Origin of the sequence: Shewanella sp. ULN5 (assembly GCF_030731885.1) — a bacterium.
Taxonomy (GTDB): domain Bacteria; phylum Pseudomonadota; class Gammaproteobacteria; order Enterobacterales; family Shewanellaceae; genus Shewanella; species Shewanella holmiensis.
Genome location: NZ_JAPJEE010000014.1, coordinates 26494 through 38452 on the forward strand (window position 1 = coordinate 26494; position 11959 = coordinate 38452).

8 protein-coding genes are annotated in these 11959 nt (G+C 41.8%); 5 read left to right on the forward strand and 3 right to left on the reverse strand.

The annotated features are described in order from the left end of the window. Nucleotides 1-396: 396 nt before the first annotated feature. The 3 genes from tusA to ORI98_RS13565 all read left to right on the forward strand — a co-directional run bounded on the left by tusA (nt 397) and on the right by ORI98_RS13565 (nt 4541). Nucleotides 397-660 (forward strand): sulfurtransferase TusA, encoded by a 264-nt coding sequence (gene tusA / locus ORI98_RS13555; protein WP_261299174.1) that lies wholly within the window; start codon nt 397-399, stop codon nt 658-660. Next, nucleotides 660-1124 carry an MOSC domain-containing protein gene (locus ORI98_RS13560; RefSeq protein ID WP_306135559.1) on the forward strand — a complete coding sequence of 155 codons (465 nt, stop codon included), beginning with the start codon at nt 660-662 and terminating at the stop codon, nt 1122-1124. Before tusA ends, ORI98_RS13560 begins: the two co-directional genes overlap by 1 nt. A 231-nt stretch (nt 1125-1355) precedes the next feature. Beyond that, entirely contained in the window at nt 1356-4541 is a 3186-nt protein-coding gene (locus ORI98_RS13565) for an amidohydrolase family protein (RefSeq protein WP_306135560.1), read from the forward strand. A gap of 73 nt (nt 4542-4614) precedes the next feature. Here ORI98_RS13565 and ORI98_RS13570 read toward each other — a convergent pair whose 3' ends face one another. Next, a complete protein-coding gene (locus ORI98_RS13570) occupies nt 4615-5175 on the reverse strand; it encodes a DNA-3-methyladenine glycosylase I (RefSeq protein WP_261299171.1) in 561 nt (186 codons plus the stop codon). A gap of 112 nt (nt 5176-5287) precedes the next feature. Between ORI98_RS13570 and glyQ the strand changes: the two genes are divergently transcribed. After that, the gene (gene glyQ, locus ORI98_RS13575; RefSeq protein ID WP_188843259.1) at nt 5288-6193 is read left to right on the forward strand and encodes a glycine--tRNA ligase subunit alpha; all 906 of its coding nucleotides are present in this window, start codon (nt 5288-5290) and stop codon (nt 6191-6193) included. Nucleotides 6194-6202: 9 nt separating this feature from the next. Continuing rightward, complete coding sequence (gene glyS / locus ORI98_RS13580; RefSeq protein ID WP_306135561.1) at nt 6203-8275, forward strand: glycine--tRNA ligase subunit beta; 2073 nt, start codon at nt 6203-6205, stop codon at nt 8273-8275. 89 nt (nt 8276-8364) lie between these two features. Here glyS and ORI98_RS13585 read toward each other — a convergent pair whose 3' ends face one another. Next, nucleotides 8365-9426 carry an HDOD domain-containing protein gene (locus ORI98_RS13585; protein ID WP_306135562.1) on the reverse strand — a complete coding sequence of 354 codons (1062 nt, stop codon included), beginning with the start codon at nt 9424-9426 and terminating at the stop codon, nt 8365-8367. 103 nt (nt 9427-9529) lie between these two features. After that, on the reverse strand, nt 9530-11947 hold the full coding sequence (gene gyrB, locus ORI98_RS13590; protein ID WP_261299167.1) for a DNA topoisomerase (ATP-hydrolyzing) subunit B: 2418 nt from the start codon (nt 11945-11947) through the stop codon (nt 9530-9532). Nucleotides 11948-11959: the final 12 nt, after the last annotated feature.

Here is an 11959-nt window from a genome sequence, read left to right on the forward strand (position 1 = left end):
GACTATGATGATAAAAACCGAATTATTATAAAATAATTCGGTTTTTTATTTTCATGAAACGGCTAATGTTCCACGTGAAACATATTTGAGGAAAGTTTAAAAAGCACGATGAACACAAATCTTGAATGGCATAGCATACAAAAAAGATCATTGAGCCATAAGTCTGAAGGTAAGTATTACGTAATCTATTCAGCCATAATGGTAATTTGAACATCTGCACCAAAAACAAACATAGTGGTTAAAAAAAATAATCATCAATCAAAAAAACGTCAGTTTACATCGACAAATTCAAATAAATTTTATTCGCTTAAAATCACATTAGCCGCAGCTAAACTTGGCAAGTTTAACTTGGCGGAGTACCATATCCACATAGTCATGTTGTCAATAGAAGTTGTAATGTCAGAACAATTAACCTCATCAGATATATTTAAGCAAGCTCAACATCAACTTGATGCTGTAGGCTTACGCTGCCCTGAACCGGTAATGATGATCCGAAAAACGGTTCGAAAAATGGCGGAAGGTGAAACACTGCTAATTATTGCCGATGACCCAGCAACCACAAGAGACATTCCCAGTTTCTGTGAGTTTATGGATCACACTCTGGTAGCCAGCGCTACGGATGCTACACCTTACCAATATTTGCTCAAAAAGGGATTGTGATGACCTCACCTAAAACTGACATAACCTTAACGGGCATAGCATATAAAACAGCAAAACGGGGCGTTATGAACTCGGTTTTTTGCGCGAATGTGACCCTAGAGCGTGGCGTAGAGAATGATATTTTTGGCCGCCCGGGTAAACGTCAAGTCACTGTGATGTCAGAAGAGCAATGGCAAATAGCCTGCCAGCAAATCAATAACGATTTAGATTGGCTTACTAGAAGAGCCAATTTATTAATAAGTGGCTATCAATTCAGTGTCGATGATGTTGGTAAAGTCATTCAAATAGGTGATGATTTACAGTTAATCATAACGGGTGAAACGGATCCATGTAAAAAAATGGAACAGGCATATTCTGGATTAGAGCAAGCTATGACACCGGATTGGCGTGGCGGTGTAACCTGCCGAGTTAAAAAGCCAGGCCTTATTCAACAAGATGATATTGTCACCATCATCACCCCCTAATCGACCTTACAAACATTCACACCGCCCGTCATTTCCCCCTATTAAGTCAACTTATTGTGCTGCGAATGTTATTTATTGTCATTAATTGAAACAGAATTTTTGTGTCGTTAAGCGCCCTTTTATGCGATAAAGGTTGCCAAGCCAGATTTGATGCTAGCAACCTTACTAAAAACACCTATCCACGGTTTGCTAGTATTCATTTTCTTATAACGATAAATAAATGGATCTTGCATGTTCACACAAAAACTCACCCCAATATATACCGCGATAGCCTTGTCGCTTGGTATCAGCGCTAACAGTTTTGCAACCGAAGAAGAAGCAACTAAATGGCAAGTAAATGCGCCAGAAAACGCCCCTCTTCAAAAAGTCGATATTAATGTTACCGATGGGACATGGATGAACGTTAACGTGTCTCCTGACGGTAAAACCATCGTATTTGATCTACTCGGTGACATTTATCAAATGCCAATATCAGGTGGCGAAGCCAAAGCTATTTCAAGCGGTATAGCATGGCAAATGCAGCCAGTATATAGCCCCGATGGAAAATACATAGCCTTCACATCTGATGAAGATGGTGGCGACAATATATGGGTAATGAATGCCGATGGTTCTAACCCACACCCTGTGACCAAAGAAACCTTCCGCCTGTTAAATAGTCCTGCATGGAGCCCTGATTCACAGTATTTAGTCGCCCGTAAACACTTCACCGCGAGCCGAAGTTTAGGTGCTGGCGAAGTATGGATGTATCACCTTGCTGGCGGTGAAGGGGTAAAATTAACTGAGCGCCCTAATGATGAAAAAGATTTAGGTGAACCATCTTACTCGCCAGATGGCCGTTATATTTATTTCAGCCAAGATGCTACACCGGGTAAAACATTCCACTACTCAAAAGACTCTGTAAAAGGGATTTATAAGATTAAACGCTACGATACCCAAACAGGTGATATCGAAGTATTAATCGAAGGTACGGGGGGAGCAATTCGTCCAACGCCAAGTCCTGACGGAACAAAACTAGCATATATAAAGCGCGATGGCTTTCAATCTACGTTATATCTCCTTGATCTTAAATCGGGTGAAACCACCAAGTTATACGATAAATTAGACCGTGATATGCAAGAGACTTGGGCTATTCATGGCGTTTACCCAACGATGTCATGGACCCAAGATAATAAAGAAATTATCTTTTGGGCTAACGGTAAAATTAATAAACTCAATATAGCAAAACAAACTGTCAGTGATATTCCCTTTTCAGTAAAGACCCAATTAGACGTTCAACCATCTGTACGATTCACTCAAAATCTTGACCAAGATAAGTTTGATGTGAAAATGTTACGCATGGCACAAGTATCACCAAATGGTGAAAAAGTCGTTTTTGAAGCGTTAGGAAAAATTTGGATTCGTGATATTAATGGTGGCAAGCAGCAACGCTTAACGCGTTTAGATGACAACATTAATGAACTGTTTCCGCAGTGGTCTCGTGATGGTAAAAACATCGTGTTTACCACTTGGAATGATCAAGACCAAGGAACAGTCAGTGTTGTCAGTGCGCGAGGTGGCAAAGCCAAAGTATTAACCAGTGAGCCAGGTAAATACGTTGAAGCCACCTTTTCACCAGATGGCGATACCATTGTTTACCGCAAATCGAAAGGCGGTTACATGACACCAAGAACTTGGTCGCAGGAACCAGGTTTATATAAAGTAGATATTAAAGGTAAACAAAATACTAAAATTTCTGCCAGCGGTCATCAACCACAGTTCGGTGCCGATAATGATCGCGTGTTTTTTATGGACTATAGTGATAAACCCGAGCTTGCCTCTATCGGTTTAAATGGTTTTGAAAAACGCACTCATTACACGAGCGATCATGCGACTGAGTTCCGGGTATCTCCCGATGGTGAGCACTTAGCTTTTGCTGAACGTTTCCGGGTATACGTAACCCCGTTTGCTAAACACGGTGAAACGATTAATATTGGTCCAAAAGCAAATAACCTCCCTGTTACACAACTCAGTGCCCGCGCAGGTGAAAGCATCAGCTGGAACAATGATAGTAATCAATTATATTGGACCCTTGGCCCAGATTTATATCAAGCTAAAGTGGATACATCATACGCTAAGTCAGATACCAAAACTGACCCCACAATCACAGCTATCGGCTTTAAAGAAAACGCAGATGTTCCACGTGGAACTGTCGCATTTGTTGGCGGAAAAGTGATTACGCTTGAAAACGACCAAGTGATTGAAAATGGTGTTGTGATTGTCAAAGATAACAAGATTATCAGTGTTGGCGATGCAACAACTGAAATACCCTCTGGTGCTGAGATAATCGATATCAAAGGCAAATCAATTATGCCTGGTTTATTTGATGCGCATGCCCATGGTGGACAAGCTGACGATGAAATCATTCCACAACAAAACTGGGCGCTATATTCAGGCCTGTCATTGGGTGTCACGTCAATCCACGATCCATCAAATGATACCACCGAGATTTTTGCTGCATCAGAGCAACAAAAAGCCGGTAATATTGTTGGTCCACGTATTTTCTCAACCGGCACAATTTTATATGGGGCAAACCTTCCAGGTTACACCTCTCATGTAGACTCATTGGATGATGCTAAATTTCATTTAGAGCGCTTGAAAAAAGTTGGTGCATTCAGTGTTAAAAGCTATAACCAACCACGTCGAAATCAACGTCAGCAAGTGATTCAGGCTGCTCGTGAGTTAGAGATGATGGTTGTGCCAGAAGGTGGTAGTTTACTGCAGCATAACTTGTCGATGATTGCCGATGGTCATACAACCGTTGAGCATTCGTTACCTGTTGCCTCTATCTATAGTGATATCAAACAATTTTGGCAGCAAACTGAAGTCTCTTATACCCCAACGTTAGTTGTGGCATATGGTGGTATTTCAGGCGAGCATTACTGGTATGACAAAACAGATGTTTGGGCTCACCCACGCCTTAGCATGTACGTTCCATCAGACATTTTAGATGCGCGTTCAATGCGCCGCACAACTGCACCCGATGCCCACTATAACCATTTCAATGTGGCACGCGTTGCAAACGAACTCAACAATGTTGGCGTTAAAGCCAACATTGGCGCACATGGTCAACGTGAAGGTTTAGCGGCTCATTGGGAAATGTGGATGTTTGCACAAGGTGGCATGAGTAATATGGAAGTGCTAAAAACGGCAACCATTAATCCTGCAACAACCTTTGGTATGGATCATCAATTAGGGTCTATTAAACCAGGTAAATTAGCCGACTTAATCGTTATCGATGGTGATCCATTAGCAGATATTCGTACGACGGATAAAGTGACTTACACTATGATTAACGGCAAGCTGTTTAATGCAGAAACGATGAACCAATTAAATGGCGATAAAAAACAACGCAAAGCTTTCTTCTTTGAGAGCAAGTAAGCTGGTTTTTAACTCACTATAAAATAAAAGGGTGTTCCACGTGGAACACCCTTTTTTATATAAACCATAAGCGTTACTTTTTATAGCAGAAACAATCTTTTGTGTGGTCGTTGACCATGCCTACAGCTTGCATAAAAGCATAACAAATTGTCGGACCGACAAAATTAAAACCAAGCTTTTTAAGTGCCTTCGACATGGCCTCTGACTCAGGAGTTTGTGCGGGCAAATCCGCTGCTGTTTGAAAATGATTAATCTGCGGTTGACCATTAACGAACTCCCAGAGAAATGATGAAAAATCATTACCCTGCTCTACAAATGCTAAATAAGCTTTGGCATTACGTATAATAGAATTAATCTTCAATCTATTACGAACAATACCAGGCTCAAGCATGAGTGCCTCAACTTTCGCCTCGTCATAGGTAGCGATAATACTGGGGTCAAAGTTAGCAAATAAATCTTCATAATTATGCTGTTTTTTTAAAATGGTTATCCAAGACAAACCTGCTTGTTGACCATCTAAACATAACTTAGCAAACAACTCTTGCGAGTCATAAACCGGTCGGCCCCAAACCTCGTCATGATATCGTTGGTATATAGGATCATCACTTACCCAGCCGCATCGGATAACTTGCATGTATCGCGTCCATTAACAAAAATTGTCATACGTTAAAAAATAACCTACATCTACCTAGTTCTACAAGGTATAATCAATTCCATTTTCTATTAATAGCCTGACAGTAGTAGACATGACGACGAAACACGACGTAAAGACATTTCAGGGTTTCATCCTAACCCTACAAGAATACTGGGCGCAGCAAGGTTGCGCGATTGTTCAACCACTCGATATGGAAGTGGGCGCGGGAACATTTCATCCGCAAACATTTTTACGCTCTTTAGGCCCAGAGCCAATGAGCAGCGCCTATGTTCAACCATCACGCCGCCCAACTGATGGCCGTTATGGTGACAACCCTAATCGCTTACAACACTACTATCAATTCCAAGTAGTATTGAAGCCGTCTCCAGACAATATCCAAGAGTTATATTTAGGCTCATTAGAAGCGCTCGGTATTGATACTCAAGTACATGATATCCGTTTTGTTGAAGACAACTGGGAATCACCTACGCTTGGCGCCTGGGGTTTAGGCTGGGAAATATGGTTAAACGGTATGGAAGTGACTCAGTTTACCTACTTCCAGCAGGTTGGCGGATTAGAATGTAGCCCGGTTACGGGTGAAATCACCTACGGCCTTGAGCGTTTAGCTATGTATATTCAAGAAGTCGACAGTGTTTATGATCTCGTCTGGACTGATGGCCCTATGGGTCGAGTAACTTACGGTGACATTTTTCATCAAAATGAAGTTGAACAATCAACTTATAACTTTGAACATGCCAATGTTGAAGTGTTATTCAAACAATTTGATGACTGTGAAAAAGCCTGCCAACATTTATTAGGTTTAGAAAAGCCACTACCTCTCCCTGCCTACGAGCAAGTCATGAAAGCATCGCACGCTTTTAACTTACTTGATGCACGCCACGCTATTTCAGTGACCGAGCGCCAGCGTTATATTTTACGCGTTCGTACCATGGCTAAAGGTGTAGCAGAATCTTATTATCAAGCACGTGAAGCGCTAGGCTTCCCTATGTGTAAGTAGAGGTAACCGATGAATTTTGAAAACTTACTCATTGAGATTGGTACAGAAGAACTGCCACCAAAAGCATTACGTAATTTAGCTGAATCATTTTTAGCTAACTTTAGCGATGAGCTAGCAAAAGCCGATTTACCTTTTAGCGCATCAACATGGTATGCCGCACCTCGTCGTTTAGCGATTAGCTTTACTGAGCTGGCATTATCTCAAGCTGACAAAGTGGTTGAAAAGCGTGGTCCTGCGGTTACTTCTGCATTTGATGCTGAAGGTAACCCAACTAAAGCCGCTATAGGCTGGGCACGTGGTAATGGTATTACGGTTGAGCAAGCCGAACGCTTAGTCACCGACAAAGGTGAATGGTTAGTGCATAACGCTAAAGTTGTCGGTGTTGCCACCAGCAGCTTAATTGCTGATATGACGCAGCGCGCATTAGACAAATTACCCATCCCAAAACCGATGCGTTGGGGCAGCAGCAAAACTCAATTTATTCGTCCAGTGCACACCGTAACTATGTTGTTAGGTAGTGAGGCCATTGACGGTGAAGTGCTTGGTATCAAATCAGCTCGCACTATCCGTGGTCACCGTTTTATGGGACAAGCTAGCTTTGAACTTGATCATGCCGATAACTATATAAGCATGCTTAAAGAACAAGGCAAAGTGATTGCTGATTACCACGAACGAAAAGCACTCATTAAAGCCGATGCAGAAAAAGCGGCGAGTACTATTGGTGGCGTGGCTGATTTAGAAGATAGCTTACTTGAAGAGGTCACTTCTTTAGTTGAATGGCCGGTAGTATTAACGGCGCACTTCGAAGAGAAGTTTTTAGACGTACCGGCAGAAGCCTTGGTTTACACCATGAAAGGCGATCAAAAATACTTCCCAGTTTTTGACGCTGCGGGCAAGTTACTGCCTAACTTCATCTTTGTGTCTAACATTGTGTCTAAAGATCCACAGCAGATTATTTCGGGTAACGAAAAAGTGGTTCGTCCACGTTTAGCCGATGCTGAGTTTTTCTTTAACACCGATAAAAAACACACGCTTGAGTCTCGTCTAGCCAGTTTAGAAACTGTTGTGTTCCAAAAGCAATTAGGTACGTTAAAGCAACGTGTTGAACGCATTTCTGCAATGGCAGGCTTTATCGCTGCGCAATTAAATGCAAATGAAACTGATGCGAGCCGTGCCGGTTTATTGTCTAAAGCAGACTTAATGACCAACATGGTGATGGAATTTACCGATACCCAAGGCACCATGGGCATGCACTATGCGCGTCTTGACGGTGAAACCGAAGCGGTTGCCATTGCTATAGAACAGCAGTATAAGCCTAAGTTTTCAGGCGATACCGTACCAACAGATGCAATATCTTGTGCCGTTGCCTTAGCTGAAAAATTTGACACCCTTGTGGGTATTTTTGGTATTGGCCAAGCCCCTAAAGGGGCTGCAGATCCTTTTGCTTTGCGTCGTGCCGCTATTGGTATTCTGCGAATCATCGTCGAAAACAACTTGCCACTTGATTTAGTTGATTTAATAGCTCAAGCGCAAGCATTGCATGGCGAAACCCTAAGTAATAACAGCACTGCTGATGATGTACTTGAGTTCTTTATGGCACGCTTCCGCAGCTGGTATCAAGATCAAGGTATTGAAGTTGATGTTATCTTAGCAGTGTTGGCACGCCGTCCAACACGTCCTGCTGATTTTGATAGCCGAGTTAAAGCGGTATCTCACTTCCGCAGTTTAGAAGCATCTACCGCCCTTGCAGCCGCCAATAAACGTGTATCAAACATCTTAGCTAAAGTTGAAGGCACATTGCCTGACACGATTAACTCAAGCTTACTTGTGGAAGCTGCAGAAAAAGCCTTGGCAGATAAGTTAACTCAGCTTCAACCTGAGTTAGCACCATTATTTGCCAGCGCAAATTACCAGCAAGCACTGACATTGTTAGCTGATTTACGTGAAAGCGTTGATCAGTTCTTTGAGGATGTAATGGTGATGGCTGATGATGAAGCCCTAAAACAAAACCGCATAGCCTTACTTAATAGTTTACGTGAACAATTCCTGCACGTAGCAGATATTTCGGTGTTGCAGTCTTAACCTCTCGCTCATCAATAAAAAAGCGCCTTAGGCGCTTTTTTTATGTCGGTTAAATGGTGGTGATTGTTATGTAATAAATACCAATAAAATTAAAACTCAATGAGCTTTTGATGTAACGAATCGAATGATTCACGAGAAAAATCAACTTGTCCGAGCAACTTAATCAACATCTGTTCCGACAATTTATTAGCCTGTAATAACATTGAGCATTCACTAATCACATTGGCACGCCAAACCGCTTTTGCCGCGCCAGAATGAGGCGCAATATTCACATTGGCTAGTAACAATAAGTTATCAGCAAACGTATCAGGGATCTGCCAATATTTAGCCAATAAAGCACTTAAGGTGAGCGATTTAGACGTCATTAACTGACTAAAAAGCACCGAGTTTGGTTGTTCCCCTGGTTCGGCCTGATAAAACGCATCAATTAACATTTTAAAAATGGCTATCTTACCCACATCATGCAAAAGCCCTAATAAAAAAGCACTGTCGCTATCTTGTTCAACTAACTCACCTGACAAAAATGCTACCTGCATTGAATGTCGCCAAATCTCGGCGCCAAATCGACGAAAGTAAATGGGCTTAATATCGATCATTTCACGGGTAAGACAAACAGTAACAAGTCGCCTTAGCTGTGCTCGCCCCAACTGTACCAAAGCTTGCTGAAGATTAGTCACTTGTTTATCTGAACGCCTAAACAGCGGTGAATTACACAGCTTCAGTATTTCGATGCTTAATAACGGGTCTTGCTCAATCAGTTTAAGCACATCTTTAATATCAACATTTTCGTCAGCTAATTTGTTATCTAACTCAATTATCTTACTTGGCAGCTTCAGTACATTTTCAGCAATTTCTTTAGGCGAACTTAATGCTGTTTCAATTTGCCCCATAACTTGGCGCTCAAGATTATTAGCAATGCCATCTTGTTGCTGTTGTTGTGGAAATAGCAAAGTATAAAATAGCGCTGACACATCAATAGAGGATAGTTGCTCAGCATCGTTGGGCCGATTAACACGAGGTGACGTATTCGGATGAACCGACTTTTTTTGTATAGCAGCCTGCTTTTTTTCAGCACTAGACACGCCAGTAAACTTGGCTTGTTCTTGAGTATCACGAACATTAAACAACTTTTTAAATAATTTTATGACCACAAGATAAGCCTAAAAAGTAAATCTATTAACCCAAATATAACCATAGCATCCTGTAATAAAAATGGGTGCTAAATAGCACCCATTTATGATATTAACGTCAATATTACACGTCTAGGTTAGCCACGTTTAACGCGTTGGTTTCGATAAACTCACGGCGCGGTTCAACTTGATCACCCATTAAACAAGTAAAGAGTTGGTCTGCAGCAACAGCATCCTCAATCGTCACGCGTAACATACGACGAGACTCAGGATCCATGGTGGTTTCCCATAATTGCTCAGGGTTCATCTCACCCAATCCTTTATAACGCTGGATATATAAGCCACGTTTCGCTTCACTTACGGTCCAATCTAACGCTTCTAAGAAAGTATCAACTTCTTTTAAACGTTCACCACGTTGTACATAACCACCCTCTTCAATCATACCGTCTAGTGCCGCACCTAACTTAGCAATACGCTGATAGTCAGTAGAAGTGAAGAAGTCATAACCAAATAAATAGTTAGTATCAATACCGTGCTTACGGATAGTGATGTTTGGGGTATACACTTTACGCTCAGGATCTAAAATCACTTCTGATGAATAGATCACACCGCTGTTTTCTAGATCGACAAGATCTGCGATAAACGCGTTACACCAGGTATTCATCGCACCTTCATCAGCAAGCGTAGCTAATGTAATTTCTGGATGGTAAAGCATGCGGTTAGTTATATTGGTTGGGAAACGTTTTTCTAAACGACTGACAATTTTCTCAACATCACGATACTGACTCACTAAACGCTCTAACGGCTCACCACTCATTCCAGGTGCACCTTGGCTTGGGTAGACATGTGTACCATCTAGCGCTTGAGTTGTTAAGTATTCAGTTAGTGCTAACTCATCTTTTAAATACTGTTCCTGTTTGCCCTTTTTCACTTTATATAACGGTGGCTGTGCAATATACACGTAACCACGTTCAATAAGCTCAGGCATTTGACGGAAGAAGAAGGTCAACAGCAAAGTACGAATGTGCGAGCCGTCGACGTCAGCATCGGTCATGATAACGATATTATGATAACGAGTTTTATCTGGATTGTATTCATCACGGCCAATACCACAACCTAATGCGGTAATTAGCGTCGCCACTTCTTGTGATGACAACATTTTATCAAAACGCGCTTTTTCTACGTTAAGAATTTTACCTTTAAGCGGAAGAATTGCTTGGTTTTTACGATTACGCCCCTGCTTGGCTGAGCCGCCAGCAGAGTCACCTTCCACTATGTATATTTCAGAAAGACCAGGGTCTTTCTCTTGGCAATCGGCAAGCTTACCTGGTAAACCACCTAAATCTAATGCGCCTTTACGGCGGGTCATTTCACGAGCTTTACGTGCGGCTTCACGTGCACGAGCTGCATCAACAATCTTACCCACAATCAATTTAGCATCAACAGGATTTTCTAATAGGTAGTCATTTAATTGCTCACCCATTGTTTGTTCAACTGCGCTTTTCACTTCGCTAGACACCAATTTATCTTTGGTTTGCGAGCTAAATTTAGGATCAGGCACTTTAACAGAAATAACCGCAGTTAAGCCTTCGCGAGCATCATCACCTGTTGCACTTGTTTTACCTTTTTTATTGAAGCCCTCGCGCTCCATATAGTTGTTCAAGTTACGGGTTAACGCACCACGGAAACCGGCTAAGTGGGTACCACCATCACGCTGAGGAATGTTATTGGTAAAACAGAAAATACTTTCTTGATAACCGTCATTCCACTGCATTGCAACTTCAACGGTAATACCGTCTTCACGCTCTTGAGAAAAATGGAATACATCTTTATTAATTGGGGTTTTATTGCGGTTCAAGTAATTTACGAATGCACTGATACCGCCTTCATATTTGAAGAACTCATCTTTATTGTCGCGTTCATCAACAAGGCGAATGCCTACTCCTGAGTTTAAGAAAGATAGCTCACGAACACGCTTAGCTAAAATATCAAAGTGAAACTCAACATCGGTGAAGGTTAGGCTACTTGGCCAAAAACGGATTTCTGTACCGGTTTTAACGGCATCGCCAATTTCTTTGATAGGTTCGTCAGGTACACCATGAGTATAAAACTGCTCATAAACCTTACCAGCACGACGAATGGTTAACTGTAATTTTTCTGATAATGCGTTTACAACCGATACACCCACACCGTGTAAGCCGCCAGATACTTTATAAGAGTTATCATCAAACTTACCACCAGCATGCAGTACAGTCATAATAACTTCTGCAGCAGAGACGCCTTCTTCTTCATGAATAGAAACCGGAATACCGCGGCCGTCATCTTTTACTGAAACAGAACCATCTGAATGAATGGTGATAGTGATATCACTACAATGGCCGGCTAACGCTTCATCGATAGAGTTATCGACGACTTCGAATACCATGTGGTGAAGGCCTGTACCGTCATCGGTATCACCAATATACATACCAGGGCGCTTACGTACTGCATCAAGGCCTTTTAAAACCTTAATACTCGAAGAATCGTAACTATTCTCTGACATATTTCTCTCTCG

Excerpts from the sequence above, each read along its gene's own strand:
- gyrB (WP_261299167.1), bottom strand. The coding sequence starts at position 11,947 with ATGTCAGAGAATAGTTACGATTCTTCGAGTATTAAGGTTTTAAAAGGC.
- tusA (WP_261299174.1), top strand. The coding sequence starts at position 397 with ATGTCAGAACAATTAACCTCATCAGATATATTTAAGCAAGCTCAACAT.
- glyS (WP_306135561.1), top strand. The coding sequence starts at position 6,203 with ATGAATTTTGAAAACTTACTCATTGAGATTGGTACAGAAGAACTGCCA.
- ORI98_RS13560 (WP_306135559.1), top strand. The coding sequence starts at position 660 with ATGACCTCACCTAAAACTGACATAACCTTAACGGGCATAGCATATAAA.
- ORI98_RS13570 (WP_261299171.1), bottom strand. The coding sequence starts at position 5,175 with ATGCAAGTTATCCGATGCGGCTGGGTAAGTGATGATCCTATATACCAA.
- glyQ (WP_188843259.1), top strand. The coding sequence starts at position 5,288 with ATGACGACGAAACACGACGTAAAGACATTTCAGGGTTTCATCCTAACC.
- ORI98_RS13565 (WP_306135560.1), top strand. The coding sequence starts at position 1,356 with ATGTTCACACAAAAACTCACCCCAATATATACCGCGATAGCCTTGTCG.